At 73.8% G+C, this 22,514-nt stretch carries 19 protein-coding genes and 1 pseudogene; 11 read left to right on the top strand and 9 right to left on the bottom strand.

What is annotated here, in order from left to right; genetic code table 11:
- Positions 1-14 precede the first annotated feature (14 nt).
- The 6 genes from PV343_RS38255 to rhaI form a co-directional block, all read right to left on the bottom strand.
- A complete protein-coding gene (locus PV343_RS38255; protein ID WP_319151656.1) occupies positions 15-677 on the bottom strand; it encodes a LutC/YkgG family protein in 663 nt (220 codons plus the stop codon).
- A complete protein-coding gene (locus PV343_RS38250; protein ID WP_319151655.1) occupies positions 674-2,152 on the bottom strand; it encodes a LutB/LldF family L-lactate oxidation iron-sulfur protein in 1,479 nt (492 codons plus the stop codon). Before PV343_RS38250 ends, PV343_RS38255 begins: the two co-directional genes overlap by 4 nt.
- A complete protein-coding gene (locus tag PV343_RS38245) occupies positions 2,149-2,904 on the bottom strand; it encodes a (Fe-S)-binding protein (protein ID WP_319151654.1) in 756 nt (251 codons plus the stop codon). Before PV343_RS38245 ends, PV343_RS38250 begins: the two co-directional genes overlap by 4 nt.
- Positions 2,905-2,977: 73 nt before the next feature.
- Positions 2,978-4,426, bottom strand: coding sequence for a rhamnulokinase (locus tag PV343_RS38240; RefSeq protein ID WP_319151653.1), 1,449 nt, complete (start codon positions 4,424-4,426; stop codon positions 2,978-2,980).
- A complete protein-coding gene (locus PV343_RS38235) occupies positions 4,423-6,462 on the bottom strand; it encodes a bifunctional aldolase/short-chain dehydrogenase (protein ID WP_319151652.1) in 2,040 nt (679 codons plus the stop codon). Before PV343_RS38235 ends, PV343_RS38240 begins: the two co-directional genes overlap by 4 nt.
- 113 nt (positions 6,463-6,575) lie before the next feature.
- The gene (gene rhaI / locus PV343_RS38230; protein WP_319151651.1) at positions 6,576-7,736 is read right to left on the bottom strand and encodes an L-rhamnose isomerase; all 1,161 of its coding nucleotides are present in this window, start codon (positions 7,734-7,736) and stop codon (positions 6,576-6,578) included.
- A gap of 262 nt (positions 7,737-7,998) precedes the next feature.
- Between rhaI and PV343_RS38225 the strand changes: the two genes are divergently transcribed.
- The 9 genes from PV343_RS38225 to PV343_RS38185 all read left to right on the top strand — a co-directional run bounded on the left by PV343_RS38225 (position 7,999) and on the right by PV343_RS38185 (position 17,797).
- Positions 7,999-9,516 carry a sugar ABC transporter ATP-binding protein gene (locus tag PV343_RS38225; RefSeq protein WP_319151650.1) on the top strand — a complete coding sequence of 506 codons (1,518 nt, stop codon included), beginning with the start codon at positions 7,999-8,001 and terminating at the stop codon, positions 9,514-9,516.
- Positions 9,513-10,583 carry an ABC transporter permease gene (locus tag PV343_RS38220; protein WP_319151649.1) on the top strand — a complete coding sequence of 357 codons (1,071 nt, stop codon included), beginning with the start codon at positions 9,513-9,515 and terminating at the stop codon, positions 10,581-10,583. Before PV343_RS38225 ends, PV343_RS38220 begins: the two co-directional genes overlap by 4 nt.
- The gene (locus PV343_RS38215) at positions 10,576-11,550 is read left to right on the top strand and encodes an ABC transporter permease (RefSeq protein ID WP_319151648.1); all 975 of its coding nucleotides are present in this window, start codon (positions 10,576-10,578) and stop codon (positions 11,548-11,550) included. The genes PV343_RS38220 and PV343_RS38215 overlap by 8 nt, the downstream gene beginning before the upstream one ends.
- 140 nt (positions 11,551-11,690) lie before the next feature.
- Positions 11,691-12,770 carry a rhamnose ABC transporter substrate-binding protein gene (gene rhaS / locus PV343_RS38210; RefSeq protein ID WP_319151647.1) on the top strand — a complete coding sequence of 360 codons (1,080 nt, stop codon included), beginning with the start codon at positions 11,691-11,693 and terminating at the stop codon, positions 12,768-12,770.
- 17 nt (positions 12,771-12,787) lie between these two features.
- Positions 12,788-13,108: an L-rhamnose mutarotase gene (locus tag PV343_RS38205; RefSeq protein ID WP_319151646.1), complete on the top strand. Its 321-nt coding sequence runs from the start codon at positions 12,788-12,790 to the stop codon at positions 13,106-13,108.
- 220 nt (positions 13,109-13,328) lie between these two features.
- Complete coding sequence (locus PV343_RS38200) at positions 13,329-14,366, top strand: LacI family DNA-binding transcriptional regulator (RefSeq protein ID WP_319151645.1); 1,038 nt, start codon at positions 13,329-13,331, stop codon at positions 14,364-14,366.
- Positions 14,367-14,464: 98 nt separating this feature from the next.
- Positions 14,465-15,766 carry an alpha/beta fold hydrolase gene (locus PV343_RS38195; protein ID WP_319151644.1) on the top strand — a complete coding sequence of 434 codons (1,302 nt, stop codon included), beginning with the start codon at positions 14,465-14,467 and terminating at the stop codon, positions 15,764-15,766.
- Between the two features lie 82 nt (positions 15,767-15,848).
- Positions 15,849-16,754: an RNA polymerase sigma factor SigJ gene (sigJ, locus tag PV343_RS38190; RefSeq protein ID WP_319151643.1), complete on the top strand. Its 906-nt coding sequence runs from the start codon at positions 15,849-15,851 to the stop codon at positions 16,752-16,754.
- 104 nt (positions 16,755-16,858) lie between these two features.
- Positions 16,859-17,797 (top strand): pentapeptide repeat-containing protein, encoded by a 939-nt coding sequence (locus tag PV343_RS38185; protein ID WP_319151642.1) that lies wholly within the window; start codon positions 16,859-16,861, stop codon positions 17,795-17,797.
- On the opposite strand, the gene PV343_RS38180 is transcribed toward PV343_RS38185, so the two are convergent.
- Positions 17,759-19,279 carry a cytochrome P450 gene (locus tag PV343_RS38180; RefSeq protein WP_319151641.1) on the bottom strand — a complete coding sequence of 507 codons (1,521 nt, stop codon included), beginning with the start codon at positions 19,277-19,279 and terminating at the stop codon, positions 17,759-17,761. The two genes, PV343_RS38185 and PV343_RS38180, sit on opposite strands and share 39 nt — an antisense overlap.
- 119 nt (positions 19,280-19,398) lie before the next feature.
- On the opposite strand from PV343_RS38180, the gene PV343_RS38175 reads away from it, so the two are divergent.
- Entirely contained in the window at positions 19,399-20,004 is a 606-nt protein-coding gene (locus PV343_RS38175; protein WP_319151640.1) for a TetR/AcrR family transcriptional regulator, read from the top strand.
- An 82-nt stretch (positions 20,005-20,086) separates the two neighbouring features.
- A complete protein-coding gene (locus PV343_RS38170; protein WP_319151639.1) occupies positions 20,087-20,815 on the top strand; it encodes a DUF2470 domain-containing protein in 729 nt (242 codons plus the stop codon).
- Here PV343_RS38170 and PV343_RS38165 read toward each other — a convergent pair.
- The gene (locus PV343_RS38165; RefSeq protein ID WP_319151665.1) at positions 20,783-21,931 is read right to left on the bottom strand and encodes a lactonase family protein; all 1,149 of its coding nucleotides are present in this window, start codon (positions 21,929-21,931) and stop codon (positions 20,783-20,785) included. The two genes, PV343_RS38170 and PV343_RS38165, sit on opposite strands and share 33 nt — an antisense overlap.
- A 160-nt stretch (positions 21,932-22,091) precedes the next feature.
- A pseudogene (locus PV343_RS38160) lies at positions 22,092-22,514 on the bottom strand (hypothetical protein); the annotation flags it as partial.

The following is a 22,514-nucleotide window of genomic DNA, read 5'->3' as shown; positions in this document are numbered from 1 at the left end:
TACCGTCCCGCCCTTCAGCGGCCTCCGGCCGGTTCGCCGGTCACCAGCACCACCTCCAGGGTGCGTGGGCCGTGCACCCCCTCCACCCGGTCCAGCTCGATGTCGCTGGTCGCCGAGGGACCGGAGATCCACGTCAACGGCCGGGCCGGGTCGAGGCGTTCGAGGGCCTGCGGGACGGAGGAGACGACCTGCTCCGGCACCCGGACCACGCAGACGTGATGGTCCGGGACGAGCGAGATCCGGCGTCGGCCCTGGTCGGCGGAGCCGTCCAGGACGATCGTGCCGGTCTCGGCGATCGCCACGGCACACCCCGTCACCACACTGCCCACCCGGTCCAGCCGGTGCGCGGTGTCCGCCGCCCGGTCGGGGACCCGCACCGCGTCCGCCGTGGCCAGCCACACAGGCGGCAGCCCGGGCGGCGCCAGCACCTCCGCCGAGCCGCGTTCGGCCAGCAGCCCCGCCAGGAGGTCCGGCAGCTCCGCCGCCGCGCAGCGGTGCACCAGCGCCCGGTAGTCCGCGAGGTTCTCGGCGAGCAGGTCGACGGTCTGCTCCACCGTCCGCTCGCCGTGCTCGCGCAGGTAGTCCCGCGGGACCGCCTCCGCGTACGGCCGTCCGTCCGGTGCCACGTCCGCGAGCGCGCGCCGCACCCGGCCCAGCACCCGGTCCCTGCTGCTCACTTGACGTCGTCCCTTCCGCCGTTCGTCCGCTGCCACCAGTCGCGGAACGGTTCCGCGGGCACCGGCGGCAGATCCCGGGTCGCGGTCCAGGCCCGGCCGGGACCCGGCAGGGTGCGGGGATGCAGCCGGCGGGTGCGGGAGGCGAGCCGCTGGCCGCCGCGCAACACCGCCGGGTGCGCGAAGGCCCAGCGTGCCGCGCGCATCGCCGCCCGCTCGGCCGCGTGCCCCTTGGCCGGTTTCAGCACCACCCGGTTGCCCTCCCGGACCGCCGGGCCGCCCTGCACCACCCGTTCCCGCAGGTGCACCAGCACCTCGGGGATGTCGATGGCGACCGGGCAGACCTCGTAGCAGGCGCCGCACAGAGTGGACGCGTACGGCAGCGAGGCGTCGATCTCGCTTGCCGTGCCCCGCAGTTGGGGGCTGAGGATGGCGCCGATGGGGCCCGGGTAGACGGAGCCGTAGGCGTGCCCGCCGGCCCGCTCGTACACCGGGCAGACGTTGAGGCAGGCCGAGCAGCGGATGCAGCGCAGCGCCTGGCGGCCGACCTCGTCGGCGAGGGTGTCGGTGCGGCCGTTGTCCAGCAGTACCAGGTGGAAGGTGGCCGGCCCGTCCTCGTCCGTCGTGCCCGTCCACGTGCTGGTGTAAGGGTTCATCCGCTCGGCGGTGGAGGAGCGGGGGAGGGTCTGCAGGAAGACCTCCAGGTCCCGCCAGGTGGGCACGATCTTCTCGATGCCGACGACCGAGATCAGCGTCTCGGGGAGGGTCAGGCACATCCGGCCGTTGCCCTCGGACTCCACGACGACGAGGGTGCCGGTCTCGGCGACCATGAAGTTGGCGCCGGAGATGCCGACCCTGGCGCGCAGGAACTTCTCCCGCAGGTGCAGCCGCGCGGCCTCGGCGAGATCGGCGGGTGTGTCCGTCAGGCCCTCGGGGGCCGGGCGGCCCCAGTCGCCCATCTCCCGTGCGAAGATCTCCCGGATCTCGCCCCGGTTGCGGTGGATGGCGGGGACCAGGATGTGCGAGGGGCGGTCCTTGCCCAACTGGACGATCAGCTCGGCGAGATCGGTCTCGTAGGCGCGGATGCCCGCGGCCTCCAGGGCCTCGTTGAGCCCGATCTCCTGTGTGGCCATGGACTTGACCTTGACGACCTCCGACTCGCCGGTGGCCCGGACCAGTTCGGTGACGATCCGGTTGGCCTCGTCGGCGTCGGCCGCCCAGTGGACCGTGCCCCCGGCGGCGGTGACCGCCTCCTCCACCTGCTCCAGGTAGCGGTCCAGATGGCGCAGCGTGTGGTCCTTGATCCGCCGGCCCGCCTCCCGCAGCCGCGCCCAGTCGGGCAGCTCGGCCACCGCCCGCGCCCGTTTGGCGCGGATGGTGTGGGTGGCGTGGCGCAGGTTGCCGCGCAGCGTCGGGTCCGCCAGGGCGGCGTGCGCCGCCTCGGGGAACGCCGGCATGCCGACGAACGTGCCGCTCATACGGCCGGTACCTCCTCCGTGCTCGCCAGGATCTCCGCGATGTGCACCGGCCGCATGCCCACCTTGAGCCGGCTCATGGTGCCGCCGATGTGCATGAGGCAGGAGTTGTCGGCCGCGCACAGCACCTCCGCGCCGGTCGCCTCCGCGTTGCGCACCTTGTCCGCGCCCATCGCCGCCGAGACGTCCGCGTTCTTCACCGCGAAGGTCCCGCCGAAGCCGCAGCACTCCTCGGCGCCCGGCAACTCGACCAGTTCGAGGCCCCGGACGGCCTCCAGCAGCCGCCGCGGGCGGTCGCCGAGCCCGAGACCGCGCAGGCCGTGGCAGGTGGGGTGGTAGGTCACCTGGTGCGGGTAGCTCGCGCCCACGTCGGTCACCCCGAGCACGTCGACCAGGAACTCCGTCAGCTCGTACGTCCGGGGCACCACCGGCGCCAGGGTCCGCGCCAGCGTGTCCCCGCGCCCCTCGGCCCGCGCCCGTTCGCCCATCCGGGGATACAGCTCGCGGACCATCGCCCCGCACGATCCGGACGGGGTCACGATCGCCTCGTACCCGTCGAAGACCTCGGCGAAGTGCCGGGCCAGCGGCTCGGCCCCGTGCCGGTAGCCGGTGTTGTAGTGGGCCTGCCCGCAGCACGTCTGCGCCACGGGGAAGTCCACCTCCACGCCCAGCCGGTCCAGCAGTCTCACGACCGCGCGGCCGGTGTCCGGATAGAGCGTGTCGTTGACACAGGTCAGGAACAGTGCGACACGCATCGCGGCTCCTCGGGGTGGGTCGTCGGACGAGTTGCAGGGTAGTCGGCGGCCGGCGCCGGACGAGGAGGACGGCTCACCGCGCGGCGAGCCTCGCCTCCGCCTCCCGCCAGCGGGCGGCGTTGCCCCGGGGCCGGTACCGGGTCAGCGGCTGGGTGCGGGCGAGCAGGGCGCGCATGGCGGCGAGGTCGCCGGCCAGCCCGTCGGCGCGCGCCTGCACCAGGACGTTGCCCAGAGCGGCCGCCTCCGTCGCGCCCGCCACCACCGGCAGCCCGCAGGCGTCGGCGGTGAGCTGGCACAGCAGCGCGTTGCGGGTGCCGCCGCCGACCACGTACACCACGTCCACCGGACGGTCGGCCAGCCGCCGGGCGTCCGCCACGGCCCGGCGGTGGGCCAGGGCGAGCGAGTCGAGGATGCACCGGGTGGTCTCGGCGGGCGTCACCGGCACCGGCTGCCCCGAGGCGCGGCACGCCTCGGCGATCCGCTCCGGCATCCGGCCGGGCGGGAGGAACGCCTCGTCCCCGGCGTCCACCACCGAGCGCAGCGCCGGCACCTCGGCCGCCTCGCGCAGCAGGCCACTCAGGTCGGGGTCGCCCCAGGCGCGCACGCACTCCTGGAGCAGCCAGAGCCCCATGATGTTGCGCAGGTAGCGGACCGTGCCGTCCAGGCCGAGTTCGTTGGTGAAGTTGGCGGCGCGGCTCTCCTCGGTGAGCACCGGCGCGTCCAGCTCGAGGCCGGCGAGCGACCAGGTGCCGGTGCAGATGTACGCGAAGCGCGGGGTGTCGGCCGGGACGGCGGCGACCGCCGAGGCGGTGTCGTGCGAGCCGACCGCCGTCACCGGGACGGGCCCGGTGAGCCCGGTGTCCGCCAGCACTCCCGGCCGCAGCAGGCCCGCCCGGTCGCCGGGCTGCCGCAGCGGCGCGAACAGGGAGAGATCGATGCCCAGCCGGTCGGCGACGCCGTGCGCCCAGGAGCGGGTGCGGGGGTCGATGAGCTGGGTGGTGGAGGCGTTGGTCAGCTCGGTGCCCTGCTCGCCGGTCAGCCAGTAGGTCAGCAGGTCGGGGATGAGCAGCAGCCGCCTGGCGTGCGCGAACTGGGCGGTCGAACGGGCCGCCGTGAGCTGGTACAGGGTGTTGAACGGGGCGTACTGCAGCCCGGTGGCCGCGTACAGCTCGGCGGCGGGCACGGTCGCCCACACCTTCTGCGCGACGCCGTCCGTCCGGGGGTCCCGGTAGTGCACGGGGTTGCCGAGCAGGGCGCCGTCGGCGTCCAGCAGGCCGTGATCGACGGCCCAGCTGTCGATGCCCACCGAGTCCACCTGGCCGGCCGCCCGCAGCCCGTCGAGGACACCGGCGTACAGCCCGAGCACGTCCCAGCGCAGCCCCTCGGGCACCCGCACCGGCCGGTTCGGGAACCGGTGCGCCTCGCTCAGCTCCAGCGTGCCGGGCCCTACCCGGCCGACCATCACCCGTCCGCTGGAGGCACCCAGGTCGACGGCGGCGTACGCCCCGCGGACCGCGCTCATCGCAGGAACGCGGCCGCCACGCCCGCGTCGACCGGGACGTGCAGCCCCGTGGTGTGGGTCAGTTCGCCGCCGGTGAGCGCGAACACCGCGTTCGCCACGTGCTCCGGCAGCACCTCCCGCTTCAGGATCGTGCGCTGCGCGTAGAACTCGCCCAGCTTCTCCTCCGGCACCCCGTACACCGCCGCCCGCTGCGCGCCCCAGCCGCCGGCGAAGATGCCCGAGCCGCGCACCACCCCGTCCGGGTTGACGCCGTTGACCCGGATGCCGTGCTCGCCCAGCTCGGCGGCGAGGAGGCGGACCTGGTGGGCCTGGTCGGCCTTGGTGGCGGAGTAGGCGATGTTGTTCGGTCCCGCGAAGACGGCGTTCTTGGAGGCGATGTAGACGATGTCGCCGCCCAGTTCCTGCGCGATCATCACGCGGGCCGCCTCGCGCGAGACGAGGAAGGAGCCGCGGGCCATGATGTCGTGCTGGAGGTCCCAGTCCCGGGCCGACGTCTCCAGCAGCGGCTTGGAGACGGAGACGCCCGCGTTGTTGACGACCAGGTCGACGCCGCCGAAGGCGAGCACCGCGGCCCGGAACGCCGCGGCGATCTGCTCCTCGGAGGTGACGTCCACGGTGACGGCGACGGCCCTGTCGGGGCCGCCCAGCTCCTCGGCGACGGCCGCCGCGTTCCCGGCGTCGAGGTCCGCGACGACGACGCAGGCGCCTTCGGCCACCAGCCGCTCGGCGATGGCCCTGCCGATACCGCTGCCCGCGCCGGTCACCAGCGCCACCCGGGTCGCCAGCGGCTTCGGCTTCGGCATCCGCTGGAGCTTGGCCTCCTCCAGGGCCCAGTACTCGATGCGGAACTTCTCCGACTCCTCGATGGGCGCGTACGTGGAGACGGCCTCCGCGCCGCGCATCACGTTGATCGCGTTGAGGTAGAACTCGCCCGCGACCCGGGCGGTCTGCTTGTCCTTGCCGAAGGAGAACATGCCGACACCGGGGACTAGCACGACCGCCGGGTCGGCGCCGCGCATCGCGGGGGAGCCGGGCTCGGCGTGCCGCCGGTAGTAGGCGGCGTACTCCTCGCGGTACGCGGTGTGCAGTTCCCTCAGCCGGGCGATCGCGTCCTCCAGCGGCGCGGCCGGCGGCAGGTCCAGCACCAGCGGGCGGACCTTGGTGCGCAGGAAATGGTCGGGGCAGGAGGTGCCCAGGGCGGCGAGCCGCGGGTGCTCGGCGCGGGCCAGGAAGTCCAGTACGGCCGCGGAGTCGTCGAAGTGGCCGACCTGCGGCCGGTCCTGGGAGGCGAGGGCGCGCACGTGCGGCGCGAGGGCGGCGGCCCGGGCCCTGCGGTCTGCCTCGGGCAGGGCGCCGTAGCCCTCCAGGAGGGGCCCGAACGGCTCGGCCCTGCCCTTCTGCTCCAGGAACGCCTCGGCGGTGCGGATGATGTGCAGCGAGTTGCGCTCGCACTCCTCGGAGGTGTCGCCCCAGGCGGTGATGCCGTGGCCGCCGAGAATGCAGCCGATCGCCCGCGGATTGGCCTCCTTGATCGCCGCGATGTCCAGGCCGAGCTGGAAGCCGGGGCGCCGCCACGGCACCCAGACCACGCTGTCGCCGAAGCACTCGGCGGTCAGCTTCTCCCCGTCGGCCGCGCAGGCCAGCGCGATGCCCGAGTCGGGGTGCAGGTGGTCGACGTGCGGGGCGTCCACGAGCCCGTGCATGGCGGTGTCGATGGAGGGGGCCGCGCCGCCCTTGCCGTGCAGGCAGTAGTCGAACGCGGCGACCATCTCGTCCTCGCGCTCCACCCCGGGGTACACGTCGGCGAGGGCGCGCAGCCGGTCGAGGCGCAGCACGGCGAGCCCCGCCCCGGTGAGCGTGCCGAGGTCGCCCCCGGACCCCTTGACCCACATCAGCTCCACCTCACGCCCGGTCACCGGATCGGCGCCGGCCCCCTTGGCGGAGGCGTTGCCACCGGCGTAGTTGGTGTTACGGGGATCGGAGCCGAGCCGCTGGGAACGAGCGAGCAGCGCGGCGGCTTCGGGATGCGGTGCCATGGGATGCAGTCCTTGGATCGGAGGTGTGTGAGGACGTGTCGTGAGGTGATGGCGGGGGGCAGGGCGTGAGGTGAGGACGCCGGTGGGGCCGGGGCGGTGTCCTCGGCGGAGCCCTAGGCCCCCCACCCCGCCTGCTGCCCGCCGACCCGTTCGGCGACGATCTCCTCGGCCCAGCCGGAGCGGGCGTACGCGGTGAGGGGCTCGGGGGCGAGGCCCATCTCCTCGCGCACCTCGCGCAGCAGCGGCCGTACGTCCGTGGCGTACGCGTCCATCAGCACGGCGTTCGCGCCCAGCACGTCACCGGCGGCCTGGGCGGCGGACAGCGCGTCCCGGTCGACGAGCAGCGCCTTCGCCGTGGCCTCCTGCACGTTCATCACCGAGCGGATGATCGCGGGGATCTTCGCCTCGATGTTGTGGCACTGGTCCAGCATGAACGCCACGTCGGAGCCGAACCCGCCCCCGCGCACCACCTCGTACATGATCCGGAAGAGCTGGAACGGGTCGGCCGCGCCCACCATGAGGTCGTCGTCGGCGTAGAAGCGCGAGTTGAAGTCGAAGCCGCCGAGCCTGCCCTCGCGCAGCAGGGACGCGACGATGAACTCGATGTTGGTGCCCGGCGCGTGGTGGCCGGTGTCGACCACGACCTGCGCCTTGGGGCCCAGCTTCAGGCAGTGCGCGTACGCCGTCCCCCAGTCCGGCACGTCGGTGGTGTAGAAGGCCGGCTCGAAGAACTTGTACTCCAGCAGCATCCGCTGGTTCTCGCCCAGCCGCTCGTACACGGCGGCGAGGCCCTCGGCGAGCCGGTCCTGCCGGGCGCGGATGTCGTCCTGGCCGGGGTAGTTCGTCCCGTCGGCGAACCACAGCTTCAGGTCCCGGGAGCCGGTGGCGTCCATGATGTCCACGCACTCCAGCAGGTGGTCCACGGCCTTGCGCCGCACGGCCGCCTCCGGGTGGCAGATGCTGCCCAGCCGGTAGGCGTCGTCCTGGAAGGTGTTGGAGTTGACGGCGCCCAGCCGGACCCCGTGCTCCTTCGCGAACCCGGCCAGCGCGGCGTAGTCGTCGACCTTGTCCCACGGGATGTGCAGGGCGACGGTCGGGGCCACCCCGGTGAACTCGTGCACCTTCGCCGCGTCGGCCAGCTTCTCCCGCGCGGTGCGCGGCACGCCCTCCTGCGCGAACACCTTGAAACGGGTCCCCGAGTTCCCGTACGCCCACGACGGCGTCTCGACGGCCTGGGACTTGAGGGCGGCCTTCACCGCGGCGAGGTCGGTCACTTCGGGGCTCCTGTGGTGTCCGGTGCAACGACTGAGCGTGTGAAACGATTCAGAACGGCAAGTTATGAGGGGTCCGTAGGGGTGTCAAGGATTCCGGGCGGAAGTATTTTCCGTGACCCCGCCGTTACCTTCCACCCTCGAAAGTTTTTCGACTCGGACCCATTGACGTGACTTGCCTGGGATGCCTAACGTCCCGGCAATCCAGTTGAAACCTTTCACGACTCCGGGCGGCGGTGCCGCCGGTGTCGTCGAGGAGCCATCCATGACCCACCCGTCCGACACGGGTCCGGCCCCGGTGCTTGCCCTGAGGGACGTCACCAAGTCCTTCGGAGCCGTGCGCGCCCTGCGGGGCGTGTCCCTGGAGCTGTTCCCCGGCGAGGTGCACGCCCTCGCCGGGGAGAACGGCGCGGGCAAGTCGACCTTGATCAAGACGCTCGCGGGGGTGCACCGACCGGACGCCGGACAGGTGCTGCTCGACGGTCAGCCGGTCGTCTTCCACGGCCCCGGCGACGCCCGTGACGCCGGCATCGCCGTGATCTACCAGGAGCCGACCCTCTTCCCCGACCTGTCGATCGCCGAGAACATCTACATGGGCCGACAGCCCAGGCGGGCCCTCGGCCGGATCGACCACAAGGCCACCCGTGCGGCCACCGCCGCCCTGATGCGGCGCCTCGGCGTCGAACTCGACCCCGACCGGCCTGCGCGCGGCCTGTCCATCGCCGACCAGCAGATCGTCGAGATCGCCAAGGCACTCTCCTTCGACGCCCGCGTCCTGATCATGGACGAACCGACCGCCGCCCTGACCGGCAGCGAGGTCGCCCGGCTCTTCGGCGTGGTGCGCACCCTGCGCGAACAGGGCGCCGCGGTGCTCTTCATCTCGCACCGGCTGGAGGAGATCTTCGAGATCTGCGGGCGGGTGACGACCCTGCGGGACGGCGCCTGGATCGCCGGCGAACTGCTCGCCGGGATGACCGAGGACGACCTGGTCCGCCGCATGGTCGGCCGCGACCTCGACGAGCTGTACCCCAAACAGGAGGTCACGCCCGGCGAGATCGCGCTCAGCGTGCGCCGGCTGACCCGCGAGGGCGTCTTCACCGACGTGTCCTTCGACGTCCGGCGCGGCGAGATCGTCGGACTGGCCGGTCTCGTCGGCGCCGGCCGTACCGAGGTCGCCCGCGCCGTGTTCGGCGTCGACCGCTGGGACGCGGGCGAGGTCCTGGTGGACGGCCGCGCGCTGGCCAACGGCGCCCCGTCCACCGCCATGGCCGCGGGCCTCGCCCTGGTTCCCGAGGACCGGCGCGCCCAGGGCCTGGTGATGGACATGTCCATCGAACGCAACATCGGCCTGACCGGACTGCGCACGACCGTGCGAGCCGGGCTGATGGACCGCGGCGCCGAGCGCAGCCGCTCCCTCGACTGGGCGGTCAGGCTCCAGGTGAAGTACGCCCGGATCGCGGACGCCGTCGCCACGCTCTCCGGCGGCAACCAGCAGAAGGTCGTGCTCGCCAAGTGGCTGGCCACCGGCCCCAAGGTGCTCATCGTGGACGAGCCCACCCGGGGCATCGACGTCGGCACCAAGGCCGAGGTGCACCGGCTGCTCGGCGAGCTGGCCGCCGACGGGGTCGCCGTCCTGATGATCTCCTCCGATCTGCCCGAGATCCTCGGCATGGCCGACCGCGTGCTGGTCATGCACGAGGGCCGGCTCACCGCGGAGATCCCCCGTTCCGACGCCACCGAGGAATCCGTGATGGCCGCAGCCACCGGGAGGGCCGCCGCATGACGGTCACGGCCCCCACCCCCGCCCCCGCCGCCGAGGTGCCCGAGTCCAGCGGCACCCGTCTGGTGGACCGGGTGTTCAAGATGCGCGAACTGGCCATCCTGGTCGTGTTCCTGGTGATGATCGCCGTGACCCAGGCGGGCAACAGCCAGTTCCTGTCCGAGCAGGGCATCAAGGACCTGCTGCTGAACGCCACGATCCTGGTGCTGGTCGCCACCGGCCAGTCCCTGGTGGTCATCAGCCGCAACGTCGACCTGTCCGTCGGCTCCACCCTCGGCATCAGCGCCTTCGCCGCCGGCACGTACCTGCACGGCGGCGGCGACCCCGTCGTCGCGGTCGTCCTGGCCGTCCTGCTCGGCATCGGCTGCGGTCTGCTCAACGGCCTGCTGGTCAGCCTCGGCCAGGTGCCCGCCCTCGTCGTGACCCTCGGCACCCTCTACATCATCCGGGGCGTCGACTCGATCTGGGTCGGCTCCCGCCAGATCACCGCGGCCGACCTGCCCGGTGGATTCGTGGACTTCGGCTCCGGCGGACTGTCGGCGGTGCCCTGGCTGGCGCTGATCGCGCTCGCCGTCCTCGTCGCCACCGCCTACTACCTCAAGCACTTCGGCAGCGGCCGCGAGCTGTACGCGCTCGGCTCCAACCCGGAGGCGGCACGCCTGGCCGGCATCCCCGTCCGCAAGCGGATCCTGACCGCCTACACCGGCTGCGGCGCCCTCGCCGGACTCGCCGGCGCCCTGTACCTGGCCCGGTTCGGCAACGTCGACTCCGGCACCGGCAACGGCTACGAACTCACCGTCGTCAGCGCGGTCGTGGTCGGCGGCGTCGTCTTCACCGGAGGCTCCGGCAGCGTCTACGGCGCCGCGCTGGGCGCCCTGCTGCTCACCTCGGTGAACAGCGTGCTGCCCGCACTCGGCGTCAGCTCGGTGTGGGTGCTCGCCATCAACGGCGTCCTGCTGCTGCTCGCGATCGCGGTGGACCGGATCGTCGCCCTGCGGGTGGCCGCCGCCCTGAAGAAGAAGTCGGCCCCGCGGAAGACCGCCGTCGCGAAGGAGAACACCGGTGCCTGAGTCGCTCACCCGCGCCGTCCGCTGGGACACGGTCGTCGGCGCGCTCCTGATCGTCCTGCTGCTGTTCTCCTTCACCTTCGTGGACGGCTTCGGCAACGCCCTCAACCTGTCCTTCCTCATCGGCAACACGCTGCCGATCGCCCTGATCGCCCTGCCCATGACCCTGCTGGTGGTCGCCGGGGAGATCGACCTGTCCGTCGCCTCCACCGCCGGCCTGTCCGGCGCGGTGATGGGGCGGCTGTGGAACGAGGGCATGGCCATCGAGACGATCATCCCGGTGTGCCTGCTGCTCGGCGTGGCGTGCGGGCTGGTCAACGGCCTGCTGGTGACCCGCCTCGGACTGCCCTCCCTCGCCGTCACCATCGGCACCCTCGCCGCCTACCGGGGCATCGCGCAGATCGTGCTCGGCTCCGACGCGGTGACCGACTTCCCCGCCCAGTACCAGCAGTTCGCCGCCGGGCGCCTCGGCGGCACCTTCCTGCCGCAGGCCTTCCCGCCCTTCCTGGCCCTGCTGGTGATCGCCGTCCTGGTGCTGCACGCCACCCCGTTCGGCCGGTCGCTGTTCGCGATCGGCGCCGGCGAGGAGGCCGCCCGCTTCGCCGGTATCCGCGTCCGCCGACACAAGCTCGTCCTGTTCACCGCGACCGGCCTCATGGCCTCCCTGACCGGCGTCTTCTGGGCCCTGCACTACGCCAGCGCCCGCTACGACAACGCCACCGGACTCGAACTCTCCGTCGTCGCCGCCGTGCTGCTGGGCGGCATCGACTTCGACGGCGGCCGGGGCACGCTCGGCGGCGCGATCGCGGGCGTCTTCCTGCTGGGCGCGCTGCAGAACGTGATGAGCCTGCTGAACGTCTCCGCCCAGTCGCAGATCGTCGTCACCGGCGTGCTGCTCGTGGTCTCCGTGCTCGGCCCGCGGGTCGCCCGGCAGATCGCCCTGGCCAGGGCGGCCGGCTCCGCCGGTTAGCCCTTCGCAGGTCGGCGCCCCCGGCTCCGCAGGTCGGCCCCCCGGAGGACCGCCCGGCCGCCCGTGCCCGGCCCTCCGCCCGACATCCGTCCGCGCCCGCCCGGGCGCGTCCACTCACCCCCGTACACGAAGGATTCGGTATGCACGCGTCAACCCTGAGTCGCGCCTGCGCCGCGCTCGCCGCCGCCACCTCGCTCGCCCTCGCCCTGACCGCCTGCGGCGGCACCACCAAGAACGACGTCAAGGACGACTCCGGCGCGGCCGCCTCCGCCGGCAAGGCCGACCCCAACGCGGCCACCAAGAAGGGGCTGACCGTCGGCTTCCTGCCCAAGCAGGTCAACAACCCCTACTTCACCACCTCGGACAAGGGCGGCGAGAAGGCCCTCGCCGAACTGGGCTCGAAGTACAAGGAGGTGGGCCCGAGCAGCGCCACCGACACCTCCGGGCAGGTCGGTTACGTCAACACCCTCACCCAGCAGCAGGTGAACGCGATCGCCGTCTCCGCCCAGGACCCCGGCGCCCTGTGCACGGCGCTCAAGCAGGCCATGACCAACGGCATCAAGGTCGTCACCTACGACTCCGACACCAACCCCGGCTGCCGCAACGCCTTCATCTCGCAGGCCTCCGCCGAGGACCTGGGCCGCACCGAGGTGCAGCTGCTCGCCGAACAGATCGGCTACAAGGGCGAGATCGCGGTGCTGTCCGCCGCGCAGACCGCGACGAACCAGAACACCTGGATCGGCTACATGAAGGACGAGCTGAAGGACCCCAAGTACAAGAACGTCAAGCTGGTCAAGGTCGCCTACGGCAACGACGACGCCCAGCAGTCCTTCCAGCAGACCCAGGGCCTGCTCCAGGAGCACCCGAGCCTGAAGGGGATCATCTCCCCGACCACCGTCGGCATCAAGGCGGCCGCGCAGTACCTGTCCGGCTCCAAGTACAAGGGCAAGGTCAAGCTGACCGGCCTCGGCACGCCGAACGACATGCGCAAGTACGTCAAGAACGGCACCGTCGACGCCTTCGAGCTGTGGGACCCGGCCAAGCTCGGCGACCTCGCCGCGCGCACCGCCGTCGCCCTGGCCTCCGGGCAGATCACCGGCAAGGAGGGCGAGACCTTCAAGGCCGGCTCCACGACCTACACCATCGGCAGGGACGGCGTGATCAACCTCGGCAAGCCGACCGTGTTCGACACCAAGAACATCGACCAGTTCGACTTCTAGCCGCCTGGGGGCCGTTGATGCAGCGCGTGTGCTTCCTGCTGAAGGTCCGGGCGGACCGCCTCGACGCGTACCGTGAGCGGCACGCCGCCGTGTGGCCGGACATGCTCGACGCCCTCAGGGCGACCGGCTGGCACAACTACTCGCTCTTCCTGAGGGACGACGGACTGCTCGTCGGCTACCTGGAGACCGAGGACTTCGCCGCGGCCCAGGCCGCCATGGAGGCCACCGACGTCAACGCCCGCTGGCAGGCCGGGATGGCGCCGTTCTTCGAGTCGCTGGCGGGCGCCCGGCCCGACGAGGCCATGAGACCGCTCACCGAGGTGTTCCACCTGGCCTGACCAAGAGCGCGGGGCCGGGGGCGGCCGGCGCCCCCGGGTCCCGGACGCCGTCGTACGACGGCGGTGCCCACCGGCACGACCCCGACCGCGTCCGCGCGGCCGGCCCGGCGCCGCCGCCCCGACCGGGGCCGCCAAACCGGTCATGACGGTAATGTGAAGGCCCTCTCGCCTGTGCAGGCCTTCGCCGCCACCCCCCTCATCCCCTGGAGGTCCCCGCCCGATGGCCCAGTCGGTGGGTATCAAGGACGTCGCCCGCGCCGCCGGAGTGTCGGTCGGGACCGTGTCGAACGTGATCAACCGCCCCGAGAGCGTCGCCAGCGAGACCCGGGCGCGGGTGCTGTCCGCGATCGACCGGCTCGGCTACGTCCGCAGCGAGTCCGCGCGCCAGCTCCGCGCGGGCCGCAGCCGGATCATGGGGCTGCTGGTGCTCGACATGGGCAACCCCTTCTTCGTGGACGTGGCACGGGGCGCCGAGCGCGCCGCCCGCGACGCGGGGCTCGGCGTGATGGTCTGCAACAGCGCGCAGAACGCGGCCGAGGAGGCCGACTACCTGTCGCTCTTCGCCGAGCAGCGGGTGCGGGGCGTTCTGCTCACCCCGGCCGACGCCACCGGCCGCAACATCGCCGCCTTCCGCCGGCACGGCATCCCGTTCGTGCTGGTCGACCGGGTCGCCGAGGGCGCCACCGAGTGCTCGGTCTCCGTGGACGACGTGGCGGGCGGTGCGCTGGCGGTCCGGCACCTCGTGGACGCCGGGCACCGCTCCATCGCCTACGTCAGCGGCCCGCCCGGCCTGAACCAGGTCCGCGACCGGCGCACCGGCGCCCTGAACGCCCTCGCCGAGGCCGGCCTCGGCCCCGACGCGCTGCGCGAACTGCCCACCGAGCGCCTCGACGTCGCCGCCGGCCGGGACGCCGGCGCCCGTCTCCTCGGGCTCGCCGACCGCCCCACCGCCGTCTTCTGCGCCAACGACCTGCTCGCCCTCGGCGTGCTCCAGGCGCTGTACGCGGCCGGTGTCACCGTCCCCGACGACCTGGCCATCGTCGGCTACGACGACATCGAGTTCGCCGCGGCGGCCGCCGTGCCGCTCACCTCGGTCCGTCAGCCCGCCGTCACCATGGGCGCCCTCGCCGCGGAACTGCTGCTGGAGGAGACGGAGTACGAAGCCGGGGAACGGACCGGACCCGGCGGCCACGAGCACCGGCGGGTGGTGCTCCAGCCGGAGCTGGTGGTGCGCCGCTCCAGCCTCGCAGCCCGCTGACCGGAGGTTCAGTAACAAACCATGATCCCGGGGCTCGGCCCACGGCCGTCCATGTGCTGAACTGGGACGCGTCCGTACCGTCCGTCCCGGGAGACCCGTTGAGTTTCAGCTACCGCCAGCCCGGTGTCGTCCTCACCGACCGCCACTTCAGCGTGCCCCTCGACCACGGCGACCCGGGTGGCGAGACGATCGAGCTGTACGCCCGGGAGGCCGTCGCGAGCGACAGGGCGGGGCAGGACCTGCCCTGGCTGCTGTACCTCCAGGGCGGCCCCGGCTTCGGGGCGAACCGTTTCGTCGGACGGCAGGCATGGCTCGACCGGGCCCTGAAGGATTACCGCGTCCTCCTCCTCGACCAGCGCGGCACGGGCCGCTCCACACCCGCCACCCGCCAGACGCTCCCGCTGCGCGGCGGCCCCGCCGAGCAGGCCGAGCACCTCACCCGCTTCCGCGCCGACTCCATCGTCCGCGACTGCGAGGCCGTCCGCCGCGAGGTGACCGGCGGCGCCCCCTGGACCGTGCTCGGGCAGAGCTTCGGCGGCTTCTGCACCGTGTCCTACCTCTCCCTGGCCCCCGAGGGGCTGAGCACCGCCGTCATCACCGGCGGCCTGCCCTCCCTGGACGCCCACGCCGACGACGTCTACCGGGCCGCCTACCCCCGTGTGGAGCGCAAGGTCGCCGCGCACTACGCCCGGTACCCCCAGGACGTCGAGCGGGCCCGCCGGATCGCCGACCACCTGCTCACCCACGACGTCGTCCTGCCCGGCGGCTACCGCCTCACCGTGGAGGCGTTCCAGTCCCTCGGCCTGATGCTGGGCGCGAGCGACGGCAGCCACCGCCTGCACTACCTGCTGGAGGACGCGTTCGTCCGCACCCCCGGCGGCCTCGAGCTGTCGGACTCCTTCCAGGAGCAGGCCCAGGGCCTGCTGTCGTACGCGGGGCACCCGCTGTACGCCCTCGTGCACGAGTCGATCTACGGCCAGGACGCCCGGCCCACCGCCTGGGCCGCCGAGCGCGTCCGCGCCGAGTTCCCGCAGTTCGACGCGGCCAAGGCGCTCGCGGGCGACGCCCCGGTGCTGTTCACCGGCGAGACGGTGCACCCCTGGATGTTCGAGACCGACCCGGCCCTGCGGCCGCTGCGCGAGACCGCCGAACTGCTCGCCGCCCGCACGGACTGGGAGCCCCTGTACGACCCGGACCGGCTCGCCGCCAACGAGGTCCCCGTCGCCGCGGCGGTCTACCACGACGACATGTACGTGGACACCGCCCACTCCCTGCGGACCGCGCGCGCCGTACGGAGCCTGCGCACCTGGGTCACCGACGAGTTCGAGCACGACGGTCTGCGCGCGGGGGCGCCGCGGGTCCTCGACCGTCTCCTCGCGCTCACCCGGGACGAGGCCTGAACCGGCGGGAGAACGCCGCACGGATTACGTAGGGTTCGAAGCCGGCGGCCCGGCCGTGGGCCGGACACGAACGGGGGACCACATGAACGGCGACACCGGCGGCACGGAACTCCTCGCCGGCCGTTTCGAGGAGCACCGCGGGCAGCTGCGCGCAGTGGCCTACCGGATGCTCGGCTCGCTCACCGAGGCGGAGGACGCGGTCCAGGAGGCGTGGCTGCGGCTCGGCCGCACCGAGGCGGACGGGATCAGGAACCTCGGCGCCTGGCTCACCACGGTCGTCGGCCGGGTCTGCCTGGACATGCTGCGCTCACGCACCGCGCGCCGCGAGGAGCCGATGGCGGACACCTTCGTCCCCGACCCGCTGGTGCGCCCGCTGTCCCGGGTCGACCCGGAGGCGGAGGCGCTGGAGGCGGACTCGGTCGGGCTCGCCCTGCTGGTCGTCCTGGAGACCCTGGAGCCCGCCGAGCGGCTGGCGTTCGTCCTGCACGACATGTTCGCCGTGCCCTTCGACGACATCGCCGCGGTCGTGGAGCGCACCCCGGACGCCACCCGGCAGCTGGCCAGCCGGGCGCGCCGCCGGGTGCGGGGCGCCACCCCGGCGGCCGACCCCGACCTCGGCCAGCAGCGCGAGGTCGTCGACGCCTGGCTGGCGGCCTCCCGGGCCGGCGACTTCGACGCCCTGCTCGCCGTCCTCCACCCGGACGTCGAACTGCGCGCCGACGCCGGCGCCCTGGTCCGCGGCGCGGCCGCCTCCAAGGCCGTACGCGGGGCGCGGACGGTGGCCGGGCAGGCCGCGATGTTCTGGCGGTACGCGGTGTTCGCGCGGCCGGTCCTGGTCAACGGCACCGTGGGGCTGGTCACCGCGCCCGAGGGCGAGCCGGTGTCGGTCACCGCGTTCACGGTCGCCGACGGCCGGATCACCGGCATCTACATTCTGGCCGACCCCGACCGGCTCGCCCGTCTCGCGCTCCCGGTGCCCGAGAGCTGAGCGGGCGGGGACGCCGTACGTGCAGGTCGGGGCAGGTCGGGGCAGGTCGGGGCAGGCCGGGGCGGGGCGGTCGGGTGAGGGCGCGGGCCACTAGGCTGTAGGCCATGCCGGACCAGACCACCGACCGCTCCGCCCTGCGCGGCGACTGCGCCCAGTGCTTCGGACTGTGCTGCGTCGCCCTGCCGTTCTCCGCCTCCGCGGACTTCGCCGTGGACAAGCCCGCGGGCAGGCCCTGCGCCAACCTCGGCGGCGACCACCGCTGCGGCATCCACGCCGACCTGCGCGCGAAGGGCTTCACGGGCTGCACGGTCTACGACTGCTTCGGCGCCGGCCAGAAGGTCTCGCAGGTCACCTTCGGCGGCGAGGACTGGCGGACGGGGCCCGAGGGGCACGCCCGCCGGATGTTCGACACCTTCCCGGTCGTCCGCCAGCTGCACGAACTGCTGTGGTACCTCACCGAGGCACTGGGCCTGGAGGCCGCCCGGCCCGTCCACCCCGACCTGCGCCGGGCCCTGGAGAAGACCGAACGGCTCACCCGGGGCACCCCGGAGGAGCTGGCCGCGCTGGACGTCGCGGCGCACCGGCAGGAGGTCAACGTGCTCCTGCTGCGCACCAGTGAGCTGGCCCGTGCGGGCGTCCCCGCGCCGGACGGGCAGCCGGACACGAGCGGCAGGCCGGGCGGCAACGAAAAGAGCGGGAACGGGAGGGGCAGGAACGGCAAGGCCGGGAAGGGCGGCAAGGCCGGGAAGACCGGCGCCGGGGACCGCCGGGGTGCCGACCTCATCGGCGCCCGGCTGCGCGGCGCCGACCTGCGCGGAGTCAGCCTGCGCGGTGCCTATCTGATCGCCGCCGACCTCACCGGAGCGGACCTGCGCGACGCCGACATGATCGGCGCCGATCTGCGCGACGCCGACCTCACCGACGCGGACCTCACCGGCGCGTTCTTCCTCACCCAGCCGCAGGTGAACGCGGCCCGGGGGAGTGCCGGCACCCGGCTGCCCGGGTCAGTCACCCGCCCCGCGCACTGGACAGCGGGCGGCTGAGCCCGGACCGTCGTCCGGGACGGTGACCGGGACCGGCGCGGATGCGGGACGCCGCTCCAGCCGGAGCCGCAGCCCCTCCGGCATGACGGTCAGCCGCTCGGTCACCCGGAGCCGGTAGCCGGGCTCGGGCCGCAGGTCGTAGCGGCGCAGCAGCAGCCCGAGCACGAGCGTCGCCTCGTGGAGGGCGAACTGGCGGCCGATGCAGGCCCGCGCGCCGGTCCCGAACGGCTTGAAGGTGTGCGGCGGCCGGGCCCGCACGGCACCCGCCTCGAAGCGGTCCGGGTCGAACCGCTCCGCGTCCTCGCCCCAGACCTCGCGATCGCGGTGCAGCATCGGCAGCAGCACCAGCGCCCACGCGCCGCGCCGCATCGGGTGCTCCCCGGCGAGGACCGTGTCCTGTCGGGCCTCCCGGGCGTAGGCGGGCGCGGTCGGCCACAGCCGGAGCGACTCGTCCAGCACCCGGCGGACGTAGCGCAGCTTGGCGACCTGGTCGTAGCCGGGCTCGGCGGCGTCGCCCCAGACGCGGTCCACCTCGGCGCGGGCCCTCGCGGCGACCTCGGGGTGCCGGGCCAGGTAGTACAGGGCGAAGGAGAGCGCGCCCGAGGTGGTCTCGTGGCCCGCCACCAGGAACGTGATCACCTGCTTGCGGACGTTCTCGGCCGACAGCCGCTCGCCGGTCTTCGGGTGCGCCGTCGCCAGCATCCGGTCCAGCAGGTCGCCGTCGCCGCCGCCGGAGCGCCGGCGGGCCGCCACGAGGCCGTCCACCGTCCGGTTCAGATGGGCGATGTCGGCCGCGTTGCGCCGTGCGGGGCCGCGCAGCAGCAGCGGGGCGAGCGGCACGGGGACGCTGTTCAGCCGCTGCGCGTAGGTCAGCGTGCCCACCATCGCGCGGACGAAGGGGTGTGGCCGGTCCCGTTCGAAGGACCCGAAGTCGTGGCCGAAGCCGGTGCGCGCGATGGTCTCCAGGGTCAGCTTGGTCATGTCGCCGGGCACGTCCACCGGCCGTCCGGCGGCCAGCTCCCGGTCCCAGTGGCCGGTCAGCCGCGCGGCCACCGCCAGCATCATGCCGTGGTAGCCCTCCATGGCCTCCCGGCTGAAACCGGGCGCCAGGACGTCGTGCGCGAGCTGCCAGTTGGGCTCGTGGTTGTACGCGGTGAAGAGGCCGTCCCCGGCCACCGGGCGCAGGTTGGCGACCCCGAGGCCCACGTGCTTGGCGAACCGGGACTCGTCGGAGAGGTCGGCGACCAGGCGCGAACCCCACAGGAACACGAACTCGTTCCCGAAGACCCGGCGCCGGAAGACGGGGCCCAGCTCGCGCGCGAAGCGCATCGAGTCCTGCAGGGGACGGCGCCGGTCGACGCCGAGTACGTCGCCGAGCAGCGGCACCCGGCGCGGCGGGTGCGGGATGCGGCGCAGCCCGGGCCAGCCCTGCTCGGCACTGCGGAACCCCTTCGGCAGCCCGGCCTCCGTCGTCTCCGCCATGACGCGATCTCCCTTGATCCCGCGGACCGTTGAACCTGTGACGCGCGTGTTGTACGTGGGTTCAATAACGCGTTTCAGTGTGGGGCGCTTGTTGAATCGGCGTCAAGTACAGTGACGGCATGCCCGCGAACCAGGGGGAGCGCATCCGGCGCAGACTCAGCACCGGGGAGCGGCGTGAGCAACTGCTGTCGGTCGGGGCGAAGCTGTTCTCGGAGAGCCCGTACGACGACGTGCGGATCGAGCAGGTCGCCGAGATCGCCGGGGTCTCCCGCGGGCTGCTCTACCACTACTTCCCGACCAAACGGGACTTCTTCGCCGCGGTCGTGGAGCGCGAGAGCGAGCGGATGCTGCGCATGACGGCGGCCGTGCCCGGGATGCCGGTGCGCGAACAGCTCACCGCCGGCCTCGACACCTATCTGACCTACGTCCAGGCCCACGCCCACGGCTTCCGGGCCTTCCACCGGGCCGACGCGGCCGGTGACCAGGCCGTGCGCCGCGTCTACCGGCGGGCCCTCGCCGCACAGGAGCGGCAGATCCTCGCCGCCCTGGCCGCCGACCCGGAGTTCGGGTCCGCGTTCGCGGGCACGCCCCGGGTGCGCCTCGCGGTGCGCGGCTGGCTCGCGTTCACCACGGCCGTCTGCCTGGAGTGGCTGAGGGACGGCGAGCTGACCCGGGAGCAGGTCCGGGACCTGTGCGCACGCGCCCTGCTGGGCGTCATCGTCTGACGCCGGCCGAGGGGTGGGGCGTGGTTGGCGCGCGCCCGGATCTCCGATAGGTTAGGCAAGGCTTACCTAAGGAGGTCTCGGGATGGGTGACACGCAGGACTGGGCGGCCGGACCCGGCGCGGCGGAGCGGGCACGGTCGGTGCTCGCCGCCGCGTGGTCGTGCGGGGTGACCGCGGACGGCGCCCGCGAGGAGTACGTCGGCGCGCACACCGTGACCGAGGACGGCGGAGTGCTCCTCGACGTGCCCGAGGACAGCGCGCTGGTCACGGCCGCGCTGTGCGCGCCGCGCGGAGAGCCGTCCGCCGTACTGGAGTTCGCCGACGCGGCCCCCGTCCCGGTGCGCGACCGGATCCGGGCCAGGGTGTGGCTGGCCGGCTGGTTCGCCCCGGCCGCGGGCGGGCCGCTGCTGTTCCGGCCCACGCGCGTGGTGCTGCGCCGGCCCTCGGGCGCGGTGCTCGTCGACCTCGCCGAGTTCGCCGCCGCCCGGCCCGACCCGCTGGCCGCCGCCGAGGCCCGGCTGCTCACCCACCTCGCCGACGCCCACCCGGACGCCGTCGAGCGGCTCACCCGCCTGGTGCGGCCCGAGAGCCTGCACGCCGCTACCCGGGTCACGCCCCTGGCCGTCGACCGGCACGGCCTCACCCTGCGCATCGAACGCGTCCGCGCCCACGGCGACGTACGGCTGGCGTTCCACACGCCCGCCGACGACGTCACGCAGCTCACCGAGCGCATGCACGCGCTGCTCGCCCAGGCGAGCGCCGCCGCCTGCCCGCGCGCCCTACAGCGGCAGCGCGCAGACGGCGACGGGTGACGCGAACGGCTCGCCCGCCGCGCGCAGTTCCCCGGTGTCCGGATCCACCCGGAAGACACTGACCGTGCCGGAGCGCTGGTTCGCCGCGAACAGCAGCCGGCCGTCCGGCGAGAAGGCGATCTGCCGCGGGAAGTCCCCGCCGGCCGGCACCGTGCCCAGCAGGCGCAGGCCGGCCCCGCCGTCCTCGACGGCGTACCGCGCGATGCTGTTGTCGCCGCGGTTGGCGAGGAAGGCGTACGCGCCGTCCGCGGTCACCAGGATCTGCGCCGGGTAGTTGGTGCCGCCGCCCGAGCCCGTCGGCCGGGGCGCGCCGATCGTCAGTCGGCCGGTCGCCGGGTCGTAGCCGCAGACCGTGACCGTGTCGTCGACCTCGTTGGCCAGGTAGGCGTGCCGGCCGTCCGGGTGGAAGGTCAGATGGCGCGGGCCCGCGCCCGGCCGGGTGCGGGCCCGGGAGACCTCGGTCAGCGTGCCCTTCGCCTGGTCGAGTCGGTAGGTGTAGACGGTGTCGGTCCCCAGGTCGACGGCGAGGACATGGCCGCCGTCGGGGGCGGTGACGACCTGGTGCGCGTGCGGGCCCCGCTGACCGGGTCCGGGCGGCGGGCTGGTGTGCGTCACCAGGTCCGTGCGCTCACCGAGGGCGCCCGTGGCGTCGACCGGGTGCACGGCGACACTGCCCGACCCGTAGTCGGCGCTCAGCAGCCACCGGCCACTCGGGTGCACCGAGAGGTGGCACGGCCCGTCGCCGCCCGTGCGCCGGCTGCCGAGGACGCGCCGGTCCGCCAGGCGCACCGCGCTCACCCTGCCGTCCGGGCGCTCGTCGACCGCGTACACCGTGCGGCCGTCGGGGTGCGCCGCGAGGTACGACGGGTCGGGCACCCGCGCCAGGGTCCCCGAGCCGGTGACCGCGCCCGTCGCCGGGTCGTACGAGGCCAGTCCGATGCCGCTGCCGCCGCCCTCGACCGAGGTGTACGTGCCGAGGAGGAGCGGGCGCGGGCGGTCGTCGCGCCGGGGCGGCCGGGCCGCCGGGCGCTCCCGCCCGGCAGGGGTCCGCTCCGCCGGGGGCGCCGCGGGCGCGGGCACCGCCACCACCGCGGCCGCGCCCGCCGCGGCGCCCACGAACCGGCGCCTGCTCCAGCCTGCCCGCGCCGCCCGCGCGTCCGTCTCCACCCAGCACCTCAGGTCGTCGGTCGCCCCCCGCGTGACAGCCACCTTGGCGCGGATACGCGGTCAAAGGCAAGACCGGCAACGGCTGTTGCGCTGGGTGCAACGCCAGAGTTCACCAGTCCCCGTCCTCGACCGGCTTGCCCGGCGCGTCCTTCAGCGGGAGCACCTGGCCCGCCGACGGCTGCTGCCACGGGTCCAGGTCGTCCCCGAGCCAGTCACCGACCGGCTTGACCCCACCCAGGGTGTCCGTGGGGGCCAGGTCCTCGGCGTCCTCGTCGTAGTAGTCGAACCAGGGCAGTCCCGCGCTGGTGTACGCCGCCCGGTCCACCGGGGACGGCGGCGGCGCCTCGCCGGTGATGCGGCGCCACTCAGGAGGCGTCACCAGGTGCACGAACACCCGCCCGGCGGGCGTCTCGGCCCAGTCCGAGAGCGGCCGGTCGTCCCGGTAGACCTCCTGGCGCATCGAGCCGCCGACGCCCAGGCCCATGGCCGCCGCGCGCCGCGGGGGCGCCCCGGCCGCCGCGGGGGCCGGCGG

It is taken from the genome of Streptomyces sp. WI03-4A (genome assembly GCF_033792105.1).
Lineage (GTDB): Bacteria > Actinomycetota > Actinomycetes > Streptomycetales > Streptomycetaceae > Streptomyces > Streptomyces collinus_A.
The sequence above is the reverse complement of the archived record's forward strand: the minus strand, read 5'-3'. Positions and strand labels throughout refer to the sequence as shown.

What these genes read in the sequence shown, in the direction of transcription:
- PV343_RS38175 (WP_319151640.1), top strand. Translation starts at nt 19,399, where the DNA reads ATGCCCGCGAACCAGGGGGAGCGCATCCGGCGCAGACTCAGCACCGGG.
- PV343_RS38205 (WP_319151646.1), top strand. Translation starts at nt 12,788, where the DNA reads ATGCAGCGCGTGTGCTTCCTGCTGAAGGTCCGGGCGGACCGCCTCGAC.
- PV343_RS38250 (WP_319151655.1), bottom strand. Translation starts at nt 2,152, where the DNA reads ATGAGCGGCACGTTCGTCGGCATGCCGGCGTTCCCCGAGGCGGCGCAC.
- PV343_RS38185 (WP_319151642.1), top strand. Translation starts at nt 16,859, where the DNA reads ATGCCGGACCAGACCACCGACCGCTCCGCCCTGCGCGGCGACTGCGCC.
- PV343_RS38245 (WP_319151654.1), bottom strand. Translation starts at nt 2,904, where the DNA reads ATGCGTGTCGCACTGTTCCTGACCTGTGTCAACGACACGCTCTATCCG.
- PV343_RS38240 (WP_319151653.1), bottom strand. Translation starts at nt 4,426, where the DNA reads ATGAGCGCGGTCCGCGGGGCGTACGCCGCCGTCGACCTGGGTGCCTCC.
- PV343_RS38235 (WP_319151652.1), bottom strand. Translation starts at nt 6,462, where the DNA reads ATGGCACCGCATCCCGAAGCCGCCGCGCTGCTCGCTCGTTCCCAGCGG.
- PV343_RS38200 (WP_319151645.1), top strand. Translation starts at nt 13,329, where the DNA reads ATGGCCCAGTCGGTGGGTATCAAGGACGTCGCCCGCGCCGCCGGAGTG.
- sigJ (WP_319151643.1), top strand. Translation starts at nt 15,849, where the DNA reads ATGAACGGCGACACCGGCGGCACGGAACTCCTCGCCGGCCGTTTCGAG.
- PV343_RS38180 (WP_319151641.1), bottom strand. Translation starts at nt 19,279, where the DNA reads ATGGCGGAGACGACGGAGGCCGGGCTGCCGAAGGGGTTCCGCAGTGCC.
- rhaS (WP_319151647.1), top strand. Translation starts at nt 11,691, where the DNA reads ATGCACGCGTCAACCCTGAGTCGCGCCTGCGCCGCGCTCGCCGCCGCC.
- PV343_RS38170 (WP_319151639.1), top strand. Translation starts at nt 20,087, where the DNA reads ATGGGTGACACGCAGGACTGGGCGGCCGGACCCGGCGCGGCGGAGCGG.
- PV343_RS38225 (WP_319151650.1), top strand. Translation starts at nt 7,999, where the DNA reads ATGACCCACCCGTCCGACACGGGTCCGGCCCCGGTGCTTGCCCTGAGG.
- PV343_RS38220 (WP_319151649.1), top strand. Translation starts at nt 9,513, where the DNA reads ATGACGGTCACGGCCCCCACCCCCGCCCCCGCCGCCGAGGTGCCCGAG.